Source organism: Streptomyces sp. 2323.1, assembly GCF_900221035.1.
Lineage (GTDB): Bacteria > Actinomycetota > Actinomycetes > Streptomycetales > Streptomycetaceae > Streptomyces > Streptomyces sioyaensis.
On record NZ_LT907981.1, the window covers coordinates 4536202 to 4552053 of the forward strand.

Annotated in this window: 14 protein-coding genes; 8 read left to right on the top strand and 6 right to left on the bottom strand. The window is 71.9% G+C overall.

The genetic code is table 11. The features are described from left to right. Positions 1-86: 86 nt before the first annotated feature. The 4 genes from tsaB (at position 87) to CPH93_RS19570 (ending at position 2969) form a co-directional block, all read left to right on the top strand. On the top strand, positions 87-782 hold the full coding sequence (gene tsaB, locus CPH93_RS19555) for a tRNA (adenosine(37)-N6)-threonylcarbamoyltransferase complex dimerization subunit type 1 TsaB (RefSeq protein ID WP_096213559.1): 696 nt from the start codon (positions 87-89) through the stop codon (positions 780-782). Further along, on the top strand, positions 779-1336 hold the full coding sequence (rimI, locus tag CPH93_RS19560) for a ribosomal protein S18-alanine N-acetyltransferase (RefSeq protein WP_093483783.1): 558 nt from the start codon (positions 779-781) through the stop codon (positions 1334-1336). Before tsaB ends, rimI begins: the two co-directional genes overlap by 4 nt. A gap of 5 nt (positions 1337-1341) precedes the next feature. Next, positions 1342-2478, top strand: a complete 1137-nt coding sequence (tsaD, locus tag CPH93_RS19565; protein ID WP_093648924.1) for a tRNA (adenosine(37)-N6)-threonylcarbamoyltransferase complex transferase subunit TsaD — start codon at positions 1342-1344, stop codon at positions 2476-2478. Between the two features lie 125 nt (positions 2479-2603). Continuing rightward, positions 2604-2969: a hypothetical protein gene (locus tag CPH93_RS19570; protein WP_006604919.1), complete on the top strand. Its 366-nt coding sequence runs from the start codon at positions 2604-2606 to the stop codon at positions 2967-2969. Here CPH93_RS19570 and CPH93_RS19575 read toward each other — a convergent pair. Together CPH93_RS19575 and CPH93_RS19580 are read right to left on the bottom strand one after the other, a co-directional pair. Further along, on the bottom strand, positions 2953-4212 hold the full coding sequence (locus CPH93_RS19575; RefSeq protein WP_096213560.1) for a class I SAM-dependent methyltransferase: 1260 nt from the start codon (positions 4210-4212) through the stop codon (positions 2953-2955). The genes CPH93_RS19570 and CPH93_RS19575 overlap by 17 nt on opposite strands. 577 nt (positions 4213-4789) lie before the next feature. Next, positions 4790-6148 (bottom strand): FtsW/RodA/SpoVE family cell cycle protein, encoded by a 1359-nt coding sequence (locus tag CPH93_RS19580; RefSeq protein WP_006604921.1) that lies wholly within the window; start codon positions 6146-6148, stop codon positions 4790-4792. A gap of 520 nt (positions 6149-6668) precedes the next feature. Here CPH93_RS19580 and groES point away from each other — a divergent pair. Both groES and groL read left to right on the top strand, forming a co-directional pair. Then, positions 6669-6977, top strand: coding sequence for a co-chaperone GroES (gene groES, locus CPH93_RS19585; RefSeq protein WP_018090856.1), 309 nt, complete (start codon positions 6669-6671; stop codon positions 6975-6977). Positions 6978-7111: 134 nt separating this feature from the next. Beyond that, positions 7112-8734: a chaperonin GroEL gene (gene groL, locus CPH93_RS19590; RefSeq protein WP_093648921.1), complete on the top strand. Its 1623-nt coding sequence runs from the start codon at positions 7112-7114 to the stop codon at positions 8732-8734. A gap of 155 nt (positions 8735-8889) precedes the next feature. On the opposite strand, the gene CPH93_RS19595 is transcribed toward groL, so the two are convergent. Beyond that, a complete protein-coding gene (locus tag CPH93_RS19595) occupies positions 8890-9582 on the bottom strand; it encodes an ester cyclase (RefSeq protein ID WP_093483778.1) in 693 nt (230 codons plus the stop codon). A gap of 62 nt (positions 9583-9644) precedes the next feature. After that, the gene (locus CPH93_RS19600; protein ID WP_096213561.1) at positions 9645-10631 is read right to left on the bottom strand and encodes a hydroxyacid dehydrogenase; all 987 of its coding nucleotides are present in this window, start codon (positions 10629-10631) and stop codon (positions 9645-9647) included. A 302-nt stretch (positions 10632-10933) separates the two neighbouring features. On the opposite strand from CPH93_RS19600, the gene CPH93_RS19605 reads away from it, so the two are divergent. Next, positions 10934-12853 (top strand): DUF2264 domain-containing protein, encoded by a 1920-nt coding sequence (locus CPH93_RS19605; RefSeq protein WP_096213562.1) that lies wholly within the window; start codon positions 10934-10936, stop codon positions 12851-12853. 116 nt (positions 12854-12969) lie between these two features. On the opposite strand, the gene CPH93_RS19610 is transcribed toward CPH93_RS19605, so the two are convergent. Both CPH93_RS19610 and CPH93_RS19615 read right to left on the bottom strand, forming a co-directional pair. Then, positions 12970-13743, bottom strand: coding sequence for an SDR family NAD(P)-dependent oxidoreductase (locus CPH93_RS19610; protein ID WP_006604926.1), 774 nt, complete (start codon positions 13741-13743; stop codon positions 12970-12972). A 235-nt stretch (positions 13744-13978) separates the two neighbouring features. Continuing rightward, positions 13979-14647, bottom strand: a complete 669-nt coding sequence (locus CPH93_RS19615) for an MOSC domain-containing protein (protein WP_096213563.1) — start codon at positions 14645-14647, stop codon at positions 13979-13981. 172 nt (positions 14648-14819) lie between these two features. On the opposite strand from CPH93_RS19615, the gene CPH93_RS19620 reads away from it, so the two are divergent. Then, positions 14820-15731: a LysR family transcriptional regulator gene (locus CPH93_RS19620; RefSeq protein WP_093483774.1), complete on the top strand. Its 912-nt coding sequence runs from the start codon at positions 14820-14822 to the stop codon at positions 15729-15731. The last annotated feature ends 121 nt before the right edge of the window (positions 15732-15852 follow it).

Genomic DNA, 15852 nt, shown 5'->3' on the forward strand with positions numbered 1-15852 from the left:
CCTGGACGCCGGGCTGCTTGCTGCTGACTACGGGGGCGACGGTAGCACCGGAACGGGGACCGCCCGCCGAGCCGTAGTCTTGAGGCGTGCTGCTGCTAGCTCTTGACACCGCCACCCCCGCCGTCACCGTCGCGCTCCACGACGGATCCGGCGTCCTCGCCGAGTCCCGTCAGGTGGACGCCCGCCGGCACGGCGAACTGCTGCTGCCCGCCGTCGACCGGGTACTGGCCGAGGCCGGCCGGAAGCTTGACGCGGTCAGCGACATCGTGGTCGGCGTGGGCCCCGGGCCGTACACCGGCCTGCGGGTCGGCCTGGTGACCGCCGCCACCTTCGGGGCGGTGCTCGGCGTCCCCGTCCACGGCCTGTGCACGCTCGACGGCCTCGCCCACGCCGCCGGGCTGACCGAGCCCTTCATCGTGGCCACCGACGCCCGCCGCAAGGAGGTCTACTGGGCGCGCTACGAGCCCGGCACGACGCCCGGCGAGCCCGGCACGCCGCCCTGCCCGGCGACCCGGCTGACCGAGCCCGCCGTCGACCGCCCCGCGGACATCGCCGACGAGGTGGCCGGGGTCCCCGCCGTGGGCGCGGGCGCGCTGCTCTACGACACGGTCTTCACCGGCGTCCGGCGCGACGGGCCCGAGCACCAGTCCGCCGCCGCGCTGGCCGCGCTGGCCGCAGCGAAGCTGGCGGCCGGCGAGGAGATGCTGCCCCCGCAGCCGCTGTATCTGCGCCGCCCGGACGCCCAGGTCCCGGCCAACTACAAGGTGGTCACTCCCCGGTGAGCGTCCGCCCGTCGCCCGACCCCCGCCCCCCGGCGCCGCCGCCGGGCAGCCCCGTCGACCGCGGCCTGGTGCTGCGCGAGATGCGCTGGTGGGATCTTGCGCCGGTGCTGGAGCTGGAACGGGAGCTGTTCCCCGAGGACGCCTGGTCGCCCGGCATGTTCTGGTCCGAGCTGGCCCATGCCCGCGGGCCGCAGGCCACCCGCCGCTATCTCGTCGCCGAGCGGTCAGGGCGGCTGGTCGGCTACGGCGGACTCGCCGCCATCGACGGCACCGGCGACATCCAGACCATTGCCACCGCCCGCGACCAGTGGGGCTCCGGCCTCGGCTCCCGGCTGCTGACCGAACTCCTCGGGGCCGCCACGGACTTCGAGTGCCATGAGGTGCTGCTGGAGGTACGGGTCGACAACCTCCGCGCCCAGCGCCTCTACGAGCGGTTCGGCTTCGAGCCGATCGGCTTCCGCCGCGGCTACTACCAGCCCGGCAACCACGACGCCCTGGTGATGCGCCGCACCACCCAGACCTCCTCCGAAGCACCCCCCGTACAAGGAACTTGACACTCATGGCTGACTCACGCGGCGGACCGCTCGTCCTCGGCATCGAGACCTCCTGCGACGAGACCGGTGTCGGCATCGTCCGCGGCCACACCCTCCTCGCGGACGCGGTCGCCTCCAGCGTCGACGAGCACGCCCGCTTCGGAGGGGTGGTGCCGGAGGTGGCCTCGCGCGCCCACCTGGAGGCGATGGTCCCCACCATCCAGCGGGCCCTGAAGGACGCCGGGGTCGCCGCCTCCGACCTGGACGGGATCGCGGTCACCGCGGGACCGGGCCTGGCCGGTGCGCTGCTGGTCGGCGTCTCGGCCGCCAAGGCGTACGCCTACGCCCTCGGCAAGCCGCTCTACGGCGTCAACCACCTCGCCTCGCACATCTGTGTCGACCAGCTGGAGCACGGCCCGCTGCCCGAGCCGACGATGGCCCTGCTGGTCTCCGGCGGCCACTCCTCGCTCCTCCTCGCCCCCGACATCACCTCCGACGTACGCCCGCTCGGCTCGACCATCGACGACGCGGCCGGCGAGGCCTTCGACAAGATCGCCCGGGTGCTCCACCTCGGCTTCCCGGGAGGCCCGGTCATCGACCGCTACGCACGCGAGGGCAACCCCGACGCGATCCGCTTCCCGCGCGGGCTGACCGGTCCCCGCGACCCGGTCTACGACTTCTCCTTCTCCGGCCTGAAGACGGCCGTCGCGCGCTGGATCGAGGCCAAGCGGGCGGCCGGCGAGGAGGTGCCGGTGGCGGACGTCTCGGCGTCCTTCCAGGAGGCCGTGGTGGATGTGCTGACCCGTAAGGCCGTCCGGGCCTGCAAGGACAACGGCGTGGAGCATCTGATGATCGGCGGCGGGGTGGCGGCCAACTCCCGGCTGCGGGCGATGGCCGAGCGCCGCTGCGAGGACGCAGGCATCACGCTGCGGGTGCCGCGGCCCAAGCTGTGCACCGACAACGGTGCGATGGTCGCCGCCCTGGGCGCGGAGATGGTGACCCGCGGCCGCGCGGCCTCCGACTGGGACCTGTCCGCGGACTCGTCGCTGCCGGTCACCGAGCCGCACGTGCCCGGCGAGGCGCCCGCCGCCCCGGCCGCGCACCACCACGGCCACGACCACGACCACGTGCACGAGATGAGCAAGCACAACCTCTACTCCTGAAGACGGCCGTGGGCGGGGCGCGTTTGTCGTTCTTCGCGCGCTGTCGACTCCCCCCGCCCGGTGCGTGGCCCCAGGTCTTACCCTGGCAACCAGCACTGGGCGCGCACGCGGGGAGGCGGCAGGCCGTGGACTGGTTCTGGTGGGTCTTCATCTTCTTCATGGCGGGCGGATTCGCGAAGGTCGTGGACGCCGCCCGTACGGCGCTGCGCACCCGCCATGAACGCAAGATGGAGCGGCTGGAGACCGCGCGCCAGGAGCGGCAGGAGCTGGCCGCCGCCCACAAACCGCCGGAGCCGGTGTGCGGCTGCACCCACCACCTCGCCAAGCACGACAAGCGGGGCAAGTGCCATGAGCGGGTCGAGGTGGCGGTGGTCTGGGACGAGGACCACCGCCCGGTCCAGTACGAGGCCGGGCAGTGCACCTGCCAGCAGTACATCGGCCCGCAGCCGCTCTCCCAGATCTACGCCGAGGACCTCACCGACCTGGCGTGACCGGGTCCGTGGCCGGGTGCCCCAGCAGCATGGCGGGGGCGCCGGCGACCCGGGTGAGGAAGATCGTGCAGGAGTTGCGCCCACCGCCGAGCTTCAGCTTCTTTCGCAGCTCCTCGGGCTCCACCGCGGACCCCCGCTTCTTGATCACCGCGACCCCGACCTCGCGCTCCCGCAGCAGCGCCTTGAGCTTCTTGACGTTGAACGGCAGCACGTCGGTGAGCGCGTAGCCGGTCGCGTACGGCGTCGCCGTCAGCCGGTCCGCGGTGATGTACGCGATGGTCGGATCGATCAGCCGCCCGCCGATCTGCCGGGCGACGTCCGCCACGAGGTGGGCCCGGATCACGGCGCCGTCCGGTTCGTACAGCCAGTCTCCGACCGGGCCCACCGGGGGACGGTCCGCCTCGTCTGCGGCCGGGTCGGCGGCCGGAGCCGGCAGCCCCGCTCCGAGCAGGGTCTCGCCGGCCGGCAGCAGGGTGGCGCGGCGCCCGCCCGGGGCCGGGCGGGCCGCGCCCTCCTCTGCCGACCCGAACCACACCACGGCCTCCTTGACGTCGCCGCCGTCCGAGATCCACTCCGTCTCGGCGTCCTCGGGCAGGGCGTCGTGCGGCACCCCGGGCGCGATCTTCAGCGCCGCGCAGGGCGCCGTACGGGCCGTCTCGACGGCCCACGACAGCGGCGGTGAGTACGCCTCCGGGTCGAAGATGCGGCCGCCGCGGGCCTTGCTGCGCCGCGCCGGATCGACGAACACCGCGTCATATCCGGCGGTGTCCACCTCCGTCACGTCCGCGCAGCGCACCTCGATCAGCTCCGCGAGCCCCAGCACCTCGGCATTGGCCCGGGCCGCCGCACAGGCCAGCGGGTCGCGGTCGACGGCCAGCACCCGGATCCCGGCCCGCGCCAGCGCCAGCGCGTCACCGCCGATGCCGCAGCACAGATCGGCCAGCGTACGGACGCCGAGCGCGGCGAACCGGGCCGCGCGGTGGGCGGCGACGGTGGTGCGGGTGGACTGCTCGACGCCGTTCGGCGTGAAGTACATCAGCTGCGCGTCCGCCCCGAACTTCGCCGCCGCGCGCTGGCGCAGCCGGGCCTGGCCGAGAGCGGCGGAGACCAGCGGCGCGGGGTGGTCCCGGCGCAGCCGGGTGGCTGCCGCCAACTCGTTGGCGGGGTCGTGGTCCCGCAACTCGGCAAGCAGGGCCTGCCCCTCCGGGGCAAGCAGGCCGACGAAAGTGTCGAGGTCGTTCATGGGGTCATTGTCTCTTCCCACGTTTTTGTCTTTCCCGCCGTGGGGGTTGCTGCGCTTTGCGGCGCGGCGCACGTTTTTGTCTTTCCCGCCGTGGTTGCTTCTCGCCGTTGCGCCTGCGGCGGGCTGGGTGGGTGTCGGGTGCGGTGACGGACCTCCGGGGCCGGTGTGTGGGACTGCTTCGCTTTACGTCCCACACACCGGCCCCTCCGGCCCGTCCCCTCCCGTTGTGGGAAAAGAGAAGGTGAGTGGGGGCGCGCCACGGTAGCCAGCTACTGCGACCGACTAGGCGCACCGGACCACCTACAAGCACCCCCACCGGCCTGTTTCCTCCCCACCACGGGAGGGGCCGAGCCGCAGGACGAAGTCCGGAGGAGCGGCACCGCACCCGACAACCCACGCCCGCCGCAGGCGCAACGCCGAACAACCACTACGGCGGGTCAGCCGACACCGTGGGGCGCGCCGCAAAGCGCAACGGCGAACAACCACTACGGCGGGTCAGCCGACAACGTGGGCCGCGCCGCAAAGCGCAACGGCGGGAAAGCCGACAACGTGGGAAAACTACGCCGGCTCACGCCGGCTAGGCCGGCTCCCGCCGGCGCTGCGCATGGTCGCTGATGCGTAGCAGTAGCGCCACCATCACCCAGTTTGCGACGAGGGAGGAGCCGCCCTTGGCCAGGAAGGGGAGGGCCTTGCCGGTCAGGGGGATCAGGCCGGTGACGCCGCCGGCGACGACGAAGACCTGGAGCAGCAGGGCCCCGGAAAGCCCGACCGCCAGCAGCTTGCCGAACGGGTCGCGGGCCGTCAGGCCCACCCGCAAGCCGCGCTGGGCGAGCAGCACGTACAGCATGAGCACGGCCATCACCCCGGCCAGGCCCAGTTCCTCGCCCACGGTGGTGAGGATGAAGTCGCTGTTGCCGGCGAAGCCGATCAGTTCGGGGTGGCCCTGGCCCAGGCCGCTGCCCGCGATCCCGCCGCTGCCGAAGCTGAACAGCGCCTGCGCGGCCTGGTCGGAGATCAGGCCCGGCGGCCGCTGGGCCTGCGGCAGGAAGATGTCCATCGGGTGCAGCCAGGCCATGATCCGGCCCTTGACGTGCGGTTCCGTCGAGCCGACCACGGTGGCACCGACCACGGCCATGGCCAGCCCGCAGAGCACCCAACTGGTGCGCTCGGTGGCCATGTAGAGCATGATCACGAAGACCCCGAAGAAGATCAGCGAGGTGCCCAGGTCCCGTTCGAAGACCAGCACCAGCAGGCTGATCACCCAGATCGTGAAGATCGGTGCGAGCTGCCGCCCCGGGGGCAGCTGGACGCCCAGCACCCGTCGCCCGGCCAGCGCCAGCGCATCGCGGTTGACGGTGAGGTAGCCCGCGAAGAACACCGAGATCATGATCTTCACGAACTCGCCGGGCTGCAGCGACAGCGGCCCGAGCAGGATCCAGCGCTTGGCGCCGTACATGTCGGCGCCGAAGAAGGCCGGCGCCATCAGCAGCACCAGCGCGACCACCATCGTCAGATAGATGTAGCGCTGCAGAATGCGGTGGTCGCGCAGCACCATCAGGATGACGATGCACACGGCGACCCCGATCACCGTCCACACCAGCTGGCCGCTCGCCGCCTCGGCGATCTTCAGCCGGGGCTTTTGTGCGTAGGTGACGTCCAGGCGGTGCAGCAGCACCAGGCCTATCCCGGTCAACAGCGTCGCAAGCGGCAGGATCAGCGGATCGGCGCGGGGCGCGAAGCGGCGCAGCACCAGATGCGGGACCAGCGCCACGAACAGCATGCTGACGGCGAAGCCGGTCAGCCCGCCCGGCAGCCGGCCGGTCATCGACAGACCGGTGTAGGCGTAGCCGAAGTCCGCGATCAGGACGACGAGGACGAGCAGCCACGCCTCGGTCCGCCGGCGGTCCGGTGCCTGGGCCAGCGCGGCGAACGTCATGGTGCGTTCGGCATCGCTCTCCCGCTCCCTGGCAGCCCGGGGAGCGCTGGTCGGTCCACGCACGGGAGTCCTCCGCCATCGGTCGTCGACGCCGCCGGCCGTCCGGGAGTGCGCCCGGTTCGTCGGTTCGGCGGCAAGGAGGTAGACGAGGCAGCCCGTGGCGTGGTTGCGAGGGAAGAGAAGGTGTGTCCGATTTATGGCTGATTTCGCGGGAGTCGCCCAGAGGTCGCCCCCCAAAACTGCCCGGATCCGGCCCCGGAGGGCCGTAAGTGGGGGCCGGGGGCGGCCGGGGGGCGCGGCGCCGTACGGCGGGTCAACGGGGTCGGCGGAACCCTCCCCCTCGCCGCGCTGGCACTCCGCTTGACCGAGTGCTAACCGCGTCATAGTCTCGGCGTTGGCACTCTCCAGTGGGGAGTGCCAACACAGCGACGGGCAGGTCCGGCACCCGCGACGACGGATCCACCTGGTCGCCACCTCAGACAGTTAACCCCGTGAGATCTCCGAAGGGGGAGGTCGGATCGTGACGACCACCAGCTCCAAGGTTGCCATCAAGCCGCTTGAGGACCGCATTGTGGTCCAGCCGCTCGACGCCGAGCAGACCACGGCCTCGGGCCTGGTCATTCCGGACACCGCCAAGGAGAAGCCCCAGGAGGGCGTCGTCCTGGCCGTGGGCCCGGGCCGTGTCGAAGACGGCAAGCGCGTCGAGCTCGACGTCAAGGTCGGCGACGTCGTTCTCTACAGCAAGTACGGCGGCACCGAGGTGAAGTACAACAACGAGGACTACCTCGTTCTCTCGGCTCGCGACGTTCTCGCGATCGTCGAGAAGTAAGTCACCGGTTTTGCCGTGATCTGCGCCCCTGGTTCCCGCGTCTAAACAACCCGGGGCAGGGGCGCAGTTCGTTTGAGCGACAGCGGTCCCCACTGCGTGGCCGAGGATCGCAATGAGAGGACTTGAAGCAACCCATGGCGAAGATCCTGAAGTTCGACGAGGACGCCCGTCGCGCCCTTGAGCGCGGCGTCAACAAGCTTGCCGACACCGTCAAGGTGACGATCGGCCCCAAGGGCCGCAACGTCGTCATCGACAAGAAGTTCGGCGCCCCGACCATCACCAACGACGGCGTCACCATCGCCCGTGAGGTCGAGGTCGACGACCCGTACGAGAACCTTGGCGCCCAGCTCGTCAAGGAGGTGGCGACCAAGACCAACGACATCGCGGGTGACGGCACCACCACCGCCACCGTGCTGGCCCAGGCGCTGGTCCGCGAGGGCCTGCGCAACGTCGCGGCGGGCGCCTCCCCGGCCGCGCTCAAGAAGGGCATCGACGCCGCCGTCAAGGCCGTGTCCGACGAGCTCCTCGCGACCGCCCGCCCGATCGACGACAAGTCCGACATCGCCGCCGTGGCCGGCCTGTCCGCCCAGGACAAGCAGGTCGGCGAGCTCATCGCCGAGGCGATGGACAAGGTCGGCAAGGACGGTGTCATCACCGTCGAGGAGTCCAACACCTTCGGTCTGGAGCTCGACTTCACCGAGGGCATGGCCTTCGACAAGGGCTACCTCTCGCCGTACATGGTCACCGACCAGGAGCGTATGGAGGCCGTCCTCGAGGACCCGTACATCCTGATCCACCAGGGCAAGATCTCCTCGATCCAGGACCTGCTGCCGCTCCTGGAGAAGGTCATCCAGGCCGGTGCCTCCAAGCCGCTGCTGATCATCGCCGAGGACGTCGAGGGCGAGGCCCTGTCGACCCTGGTCGTCAACAAGATCCGTGGCACCTTCAACGCCGTGGCCGTCAAGGCCCCCGGCTTCGGTGACCGCCGCAAGGCCATGCTCGGCGACATCGCCACCCTCACCGGTGCGACCGTCATCGCCGAGGAGGTCGGCCTCAAGCTCGACCAGGCCGGTCTGGACGTGCTCGGCACCGCCCGCCGGGTGACCGTCACCAAGGACGACACCACCATCGTCGACGGTGGCGGCAAGGCCGACGACGTCACCGGACGCGTCGCCCAGATCAAGGCCGAGATCGAGACCACCGACTCCGACTGGGACCGCGAGAAGCTCCAGGAGCGCCTCGCCAAGCTCGCCGGTGGCGTCTGCGTCATCCGCGTGGGTGCGGCCACCGAGGTCGAGCTCAAGGAGAAGAAGCACCGTCTGGAGGACGCCATCTCCGCGACCCGCGCCGCGGTCGAGGAGGGCATCGTCTCCGGTGGTGGCTCCGCTCTGGTGCACGCCGCCAAGGTGCTGGAGGGCTCCCTCGGCAAGGAGGGTGACGAGGCCACCGGTGTCGCCGTCGTCCGCCGCGCCGTCGTCGAGCCGCTGCGCTGGATCGCGGAGAACGCCGGCCTTGAGGGCTACGTCATCACCGCGAAGGTCGCCGAGCAGGACAAGGGCAACGGCTTCAACGCCGCCACCGGCGAGTACGGCGACCTGGTCAAGGCCGGCGTCATCGACCCGGTCAAGGTCACCCGCTCCGCGCTGGAGAACGCCGCGTCGATCGCCTCGCTGCTGCTGACGACCGAGACCCTGGTCGTCGAGAAGCCCGCCGAGGACGAGCCGGAGGCCGGTCACGGTCACGGCCACGCGCACTGACGCACAGCCGACGGAAAGCCGGCAGTAGTCGGTCCGGCTAGTCGGTAGAGGAGCCCCTGTTCCCGCTCGTGAGCGACGGGAACAGGGGCTCCTCGTTCGATGCCTGGATGCCGCGATGTCTGGACGCTGTGCCCGCTCGGGTCTCGACGGCCTGGTCAGAGCGCGCCGAGTTGCCGCATCAGGCCCATGACGTCGTAGTGCCACCAGCCTTCCTGGATCTTTCCGTCATGGAACCGGAAGGTCGTGGTGCCGGTCATGGTGCACACCTTGCCGGTCGGCTGGACGCCCATGAATGCGCCTTTGTGCGTGCCGGTCCACGTCCACCGCGTCACGACGTCGTCGCCCTGGGCGATCTGGGATTCGAGGTTGAACGTGAAGTCGAAGGCGGCGCGCCATCCGGCGACGTCACTCCGCATGACGTCGGACCCGGTCACGGTCTCCTCCTCCTTGATGATGTCGTGGTCCCGGTAGTCGGCCGCGAACACCTCGTCGATGGCGCCGAGGTTGCCCCCGACGGCGATCTCGTGGAAGAAACGGCGGGCGGTTGCGGTGTTCAACTGTTCGTCCCGGACGACGTCGAGGTCGGTGAACGACGGCATCCCGTCGCAGAGCGCCACCATCTCCTGGAAGATCCGGTCGGTCTCCGGGAGGTGGGAGTTCTTCACCGCCTCGTCGTGCGAAGGGAATTCGACGATCTCGACGTAGTGGGACGGGTCGGACCGGTCCTTGCCGACGAGGCTGTGGGTGGCGGTCCGCTTGCCCTTGGTCTGCTCGACCCACTTGTCCATGAGTTCGTTCATGCCCTCGGGCCGCTCGGTCTTGTAATCGATTATCTGTACGAATTTCATGGTGCCTCCCGGAGCTGGGTGGAACGCCTCCATTTTAGTGAAAAATAGGGCTTTTGGTGCGGTCAGGCCGAGCGGTCCTGGTCCGTCGGGTGCACCGGGTCTGCAAAGGGCAGGCCGGACGCGAACCGCGCCACCTCGTCCAGCGCCCGGTCGGCCAGGCGGTGGAGTTCGCCGCCCAGGGAACCGGCGATGTGCGGGGTGAGCAGGACGTTCGGGAGGTCGTACAACGGGGAGTCGGGGGGCGGGAGTTCGGGGTCGGTGACATCCAGGACCGCGTTGAGGCGGCCGGTCAGCAGCTCGGGGAGCAGGGCCGTTTCGTCGATGAGGGAGCCGCGGGCGGTGTTGATGAGGGTCGCGCCGTCCGGCATCAGGGCCAGTTCGCGGGCGCCGAGCATGTGGTGGGTGGCGGGCAGCTGGGGGGCGTGCACGCTGACGATGCCGCTCTCGGCACAGAGGGTGTCGAGGGGGACCGGTGCCGCACCCAGCCGGGCGGCCTCGGCGGCGTCGACGTACGGGTCGTGGAGCAGGACGTGCAGGTCGAAGGGCCGTAGGAGTGCGATGAGACGGCGGCCGATGCGGGAGGCGCCGATGATGCCGACGGTGCGTCCGTAGTTGCCGGCGTCGGACAGCTCGCGATGCCAGTCGTGCGGGGCGCGCAGGGCGCGGTAACGGTGGGCGGCGTGCAGTACGCGCTTGTTGGCGAAGAGGATCGCGGCGAGGGTGTATTCGGCGACGGGCAGCGCGTTGGCGGAAGCCACCGAGGCGACGGCGATACCGCGTTGCCAACAGACCTCGGTGATGTGGTGTTTGACCGAACCGGCGGCGTGCACGACGGCGCGCAGCCGCGGTGCCGCGGCGAGGACACGGCTGGTCAGGAGTGGCGCGCCCCAGCAGGTCAGCAGCACCTCCGCCTCCGCCAGTGCGGCGGCGATCGCGGGTGCCGGGTCGGCCAACTCGTCGGCGACGAGGCCGGGGTCGGTGCGGGCCAGCGTCACGAGGCGGCTGCGACGCTGGTCGTCCAGCAGGCGCTCGGCGATGCCTGGGCCCATCGCGAGCAGCAGATTCGGGCGTCTTCCCACGTTTTCGGCTGCGCCTGGCGGCCCTTCCCACGCGGCCGGCTGATCCGCCGTGGTGGTTTCTCGCCGTGGCGCCTGCGGCCGGTGTGGTGTGCCGGCTGCGGTGACGGCCCTACGGACTTCGTCCTTCGGTCCGTCCCCTCCCATGGGCGGGGAGTGGGGGCCGGTGGGGGGTGGTGTGGTCATGCATCATCCTCCGTGCCGCCTTGACGTCCGGTCAGTCGCCCCTGAAGGATGCCCGGCGGTTGGCCGTCATCTTCTGCCCCAGGGAAGCCATGCCCGAGCACGCTCCCGAACGCCATCCCTTCCCCCGTCCGCCCGAGGACCGCCGCCGTAGCCCGTACACCGGCTGGACCCGCGCCCATTGGGAGGCGACGGCCGACGGTCTGCTGCGGGCCACCGCCCGCTATGCCTCCCCGCGCCACGGTCTGATCGTCCTGCCCGGAGCCCGCCCCAGCTCCTCCGGCCCCCGCTCGGACGGCCTCGAAGGCTTCGCCCGTACGTTTCTGCTCGCCGCGCTCCGTGTGGCCGGCGCCGACGGCCGCGACCCGCACGGCTACCTTCCCCGTTACGCCGAGGGTCTCGCCGCAGGCACCCACAAGCCCAGCGCCGCACGTGAGCTCACCTCGGCCGACCCGGATTCCTGGCCCCGTATCGACGCCGTCCGCCAGGCCCGTGTCGAGGCCGCCTCGCTCGCCCTCGGGCTGCGCCTGACCCGGCGCCGGCTGTGGGACACCCTCGACGAGGGCGTTCGCGCCCGCGTCGTCGAGTGGCTGCTGCCCGCCTTGGGCCCGTCCCCCGTCGACAACAACTGGTGGCTCTTCGGCCTCACCGTCGGCGGCTTCCTGCGCGAGGCGGGCATCGAGACCGACCGCGCCGGGGCGGCCATCGACCGCGCGCTGACCCGTATCGAGGACTGGTACCGGGGCGACGGCTGGTATGCGGACGGCGACAACCGCGCCTTCGACCACTACAACGGCTGGGCGCTGCACTTCTACCCGGTCCTGCACGCCCATCTCGGCGCCGACCGGACCCTCCTGGCCACCTACGGCCCCCGCCTGCACGCCCAACTGGACGCCTGCACCCGCCTCTTCGACACCAACGGTGCACCGCTGCCCTTCGGCCGCTCGCTCACCTACCGCTTCGCCGCCGCGGCCGCCCCCTGGCTGGGCGCCCTCACCGGACACACCCCGCTCACCCCCGGCGCCACCCGCCGCCTCGCCTCCGGGACCCTGCGGCACTTCCTCGACCGCGGCGCCCTCACCCGGGACGGCCTGTTACCGCTCGGCTGGTACGGCCCGTACGCACCGATGCTCCAGAGCTACTCCGGTCCCGCCTCGCCCTACTGGGGGGCCAAGGGCTTCCTCGGCCTGCTGCTCCCTGCCACCCATCCCGCCTGGACCGCGTCCGAGGAGGCGCTCCCCGCCGAAACCGCCGACGCCGCCGGGCCGTTCGGTACCACGGGCCTGCTGCTCCACTCCACCGCCTCCGACGGCCTGGTCCGCCTCCACAACCACGGCAGCAATTCCGTCCGCAGCACCCCCGACCCCTATTACGCCCGCTTCGCCTACTCCACCCGCACCGGCCCCACGGCCCCCGCCACCGAGGACCCGGCCCTCCCCGACAACCACTTCGCCCTGCTCCTCGACGGCCGCCCCACCACCCGCGGCCCTGCCACCCCGTATGCGGCCGGGCCCGACCGGGCCTCCTCCTTCCACACGCCGCGCCATGCCGACGGCACCGAACTCGCCGGCATCCGGATCCTGTCCGCCACCCTCGTCCACGGCCGCGCCGAACTCCGCGCCCACCGGGTCACCGGCGCCGCCCCCGGCACCCGCGTCCGCCAGACCGGCTGGGCCACCACCCCCGACGGCCCCACCGCCCAACTCCACCCCGTCCACGGCTACGACACCCCGCCCCGCCGCACCCCCACGGGAAGCACCCTCTTCGGCCCCCATACCGAAACCGTGGCCGTGGAGGGCACCATCACCGCCGACCCCCAGGGCACCCTCTTCGTGGCCCTGGCCTCGCTGACCGCGGACCCGGACCCGGCCCCCGTCCACACCCTGGCGACCACCCGCCTCACCCGCCACGGCATCGAGGTCACCTGGCAGGACGGCACCCGCACCCACCTGGCGCTGCTCCCGCCATCCACGAAAGATGACGGGCCGTCAGGCGCGGTGTCCGGAACATGAGGCGAAACCTCCCCGGACACCGGCCCGCCGGCCCGTCACCGCACCCCACGGCCCCGCGCTGCGGACCGGCGCACCCCCACGGCGCCGCACCCGCCGGCACGGAAAGCGACCGGGCGTCAGCGCGGCCCGTACTTCCGGCCCGTACGCGAGGTGACCCCGCCCAGCACCCCACGGGGCGCCAGCTTCACCGCACCCATCAGCGCCTTGTAGCGCGGGTCCGGAATCGACAGCGACTTCCCCCGCGTCAGGTCCTTCATCGCGGCATCGACGAGCTTGTCCGCGTCCAGCCACATCCACCCGGGAATGTTCTCCGTCCCCATCCCGGCCCGCTGATGGAATTCGGTCCGTACGAAGCCGGGGCACAGCGCCATCAGCCGCACCCCACTGCCCGCCAGATCCCGCGCGGCGCCCTGGGTGAACTGCACGACCCACGCCTTGCTCGCGCCATAGGTGCCGCGCGGCACGAAAGCCGCCACCGACGCCACATTGACCACCGCGCCCCGCCGGCGGTCCCGCATCCCGCGCACCCCGGCCGTGGTCAGCCGCAGGACCGCCTCGCAGTGCACCTTCAGCATCGTCAGCTCGTCGGCCATCGAGACTTCGAGGTACTCGCCCTTGTTGCCGAAGCCGGCGTTGTTCACCAGCAGATCCACCGGGTGCTTGGTGTCCGAAAGTCGCGCCTCGACGGCCGCGATGCCGTCCTCGGTGGCCAGATCGGCGCTCAGCACCTCCGCCTCGATGCCGTGCCGGTCGTGCAACTCGGTGGCCTGCTCGTTCAGTCGCTTCTCGTCGCGGGCCACCAGCACCACGCTGTGGCCGTCGCTCGCCAGCCGCCGGGCGAACGCCGCCCCGATGCCCGCCGTGGCTCCTGTGATCAGTGCAGTCGTCATACGGGCACGCTATCCGCCCCGGCCACACGGCCCGAGCCCCAACCCCACCGACGCGACCGCCCGTCCGTCGGCGGCGGGTCGGCCGCCCGTCCGGCCGCCGACGGGCCGCCGCCGCGCCGCCTCGCCGTCCGTGCCCGGGAGCCCACCGCCCCCGGCCTGCAAGGCTCTTGCCCTCCGAGCTCTCCGCACCGGCAGTCCGGCCCGCCCCGCCCGCGGAGCCGTCCGGCCCCGGGGCTCAGCCCTTCTCCCGCTCCATATACGTCTCCGCCCGCCGCCGCGCCTCCTCCGGGAGCGCCCCGCCCGCCTCCAGCAGCCGCGGCAACAGCTCCCGACGGGTGGTCAGCGCCTGGAACATCAGCCGGATGCTCACCTCGTGAGCCGGCCGGTGCACCAGCTCGACGGCGTCCCCGGCGCGGATCTCCCCCGGCTCGATCACCCGCAGATACGCACCGGGCACCGCGGCCTGGGTGAACCGCTTCAGCCACCCGTGCTCGCCCAGCCACCCCTGGAACGTCTGGCAGGGGATACGCGGACAGCTCACCTCCAGCAGCAGCCGCGGGCCGACCCGCCAGTGTTCCCCGATCAGCGCTCCGGTGACCTCCACACCCGACGTGGTGAGGTTCTCGCCGAACGACCCGTTGGCCAGCTCGCGGCCCAGCTCCCGCTGCCAGTCGTCCAGATCCTCCCGGGCGTAGGCGTAAACGGCCTGGTCGTCACCGCCGTGATGGCGCAGATTGACCACCGCGTCGCCGGCCAGCCCGCTGCCGCCGGTGCCCTTGGGTCCGGGAGCGGCCACCGCCACCGGGCCGTCCACCGGCCGCTTGTCGATACCGGTGGTGCCCCTCGCCGCTTGGGTGTGTTCGGACGGTGCGGGCTGCCCCAGATTCACGGTCAGCAGCTTCATACGGCGCTCCGTTGCTCGGTCGGTGCGGCCCTTGCGGGCCTCCTTCGCATCTTCCCCGTTCGCGGCTCGTCATGGATCACTACCGGCCGCGCCCGTGCTCCACGCGGGGCACCACCCAAAAGCTTTGACGCACCTTTTCCCGACCACCCCAAGAATCGCTTATGATTGATCCATGATCGAGGCCCGTCATCTCCGTGTGCTGCGTGCGGTCGCCCGGACCGGTTCGTTCTCCGCCGCCGCGCGCGAGCTGGGCTGCACCCAGCCGGCCGTCAGCCAGCAGATGAAGGCCCTGGAACAGTCCGCCGGCACCCCGTTGCTGGTGCGTACGGGCCGGGAGATGCGGCTGACCCAGGCGGGCGAGGCGCTCGTCCGGCATGCCGTCGGCATCATCGCCGGACTCACCGCCGCCGAGGAGGAGATCGCGGCCATCGCCGGCCTGCGTGCCGGCCGGGTGCGGCTGGTGTCCTTCCCCTCCGGCAACTCGACGCTGGTGCCGACCGCCCTGGCCACGATGCGCGCCGCACACCCGGGCACCCGGGTCTCGCTGGTCGAGGCCGAACCCCCGCGCTCGATCGAGATGCTACGCAACGGCGACTGCGAGATCGCCCTGGCCTTCCGCTACCCGGAAGTGCGCGGCGCGGACCCGGCGGCCGCGGCGGAGTGGGACGACCTGGTCGTCCGGCCGATCCTGGCGGACCGGCTGGTGGGCCTGGTGCCGGACGGCCACCGGCTGGCGAGGGCGGGGAGCGCACACTTCTCCGAGCTGGCCGACGAGTCCTGGATCGCGGGCTGCCCCCGCTGCCGCCGGCATCTCGTGGAGGTCTGTGAGAGCGCGGGCTTCACCCCGCGCATCGACTTCGCGACGGACGACTATCCCGCGGTGATCGGCCTGGTGGGCGCCGGCCTGGGGGTCGCCGCGCTGCCCGAGCTGACGCTGACGTCGGTACGCCTCAAGGGGGCCACGGCCGTACGGATGGAGCCCGCCGTCCATCGTGAGATCGTCGCGCTCACGCTGCCGGATCTGGCGCACGTCCCCGCCGTCGAGGCCACGCTCGACCAGCTGGCGCACGCCGCGGGGAGCTGAGGGGACCGGAGCACCCGGCCTGCCCGGCTCCGCCCGCCGGCGCGGCTTCGAGAAATCGTCGTCGGCTCGCCGGCCCACCCGGCTCCGCCAGAGCGCCCGGCCACGCCCGCCCCGCCGGCCC

Bases quoted from the DNA above. Each gene is read 5' to 3' on its own strand.
- CPH93_RS19615 (WP_096213563.1), bottom strand. From the start codon at position 14,647: ATGAAGCTGCTGACCGTGAATCTGGGGCAGCCCGCACCGTCCGAACAC.
- CPH93_RS19575 (WP_096213560.1), bottom strand. From the start codon at position 4,212: ATGAACGACCTCGACACTTTCGTCGGCCTGCTTGCCCCGGAGGGGCAG.
- groL (WP_093648921.1), top strand. From the start codon at position 7,112: ATGGCGAAGATCCTGAAGTTCGACGAGGACGCCCGTCGCGCCCTTGAG.
- tsaD (WP_093648924.1), top strand. From the start codon at position 1,342: ATGGCTGACTCACGCGGCGGACCGCTCGTCCTCGGCATCGAGACCTCC.
- CPH93_RS19620 (WP_093483774.1), top strand. From the start codon at position 14,820: ATGATCGAGGCCCGTCATCTCCGTGTGCTGCGTGCGGTCGCCCGGACC.
- CPH93_RS19595 (WP_093483778.1), bottom strand. From the start codon at position 9,582: ATGAAATTCGTACAGATAATCGATTACAAGACCGAGCGGCCCGAGGGC.
- CPH93_RS19610 (WP_006604926.1), bottom strand. From the start codon at position 13,743: ATGACGACTGCACTGATCACAGGAGCCACGGCGGGCATCGGGGCGGCG.
- CPH93_RS19580 (WP_006604921.1), bottom strand. From the start codon at position 6,148: ATGACGTTCGCCGCGCTGGCCCAGGCACCGGACCGCCGGCGGACCGAG.
- CPH93_RS19600 (WP_096213561.1), bottom strand. From the start codon at position 10,631: ATGGGCCCAGGCATCGCCGAGCGCCTGCTGGACGACCAGCGTCGCAGC.
- CPH93_RS19605 (WP_096213562.1), top strand. From the start codon at position 10,934: ATGCCCGAGCACGCTCCCGAACGCCATCCCTTCCCCCGTCCGCCCGAG.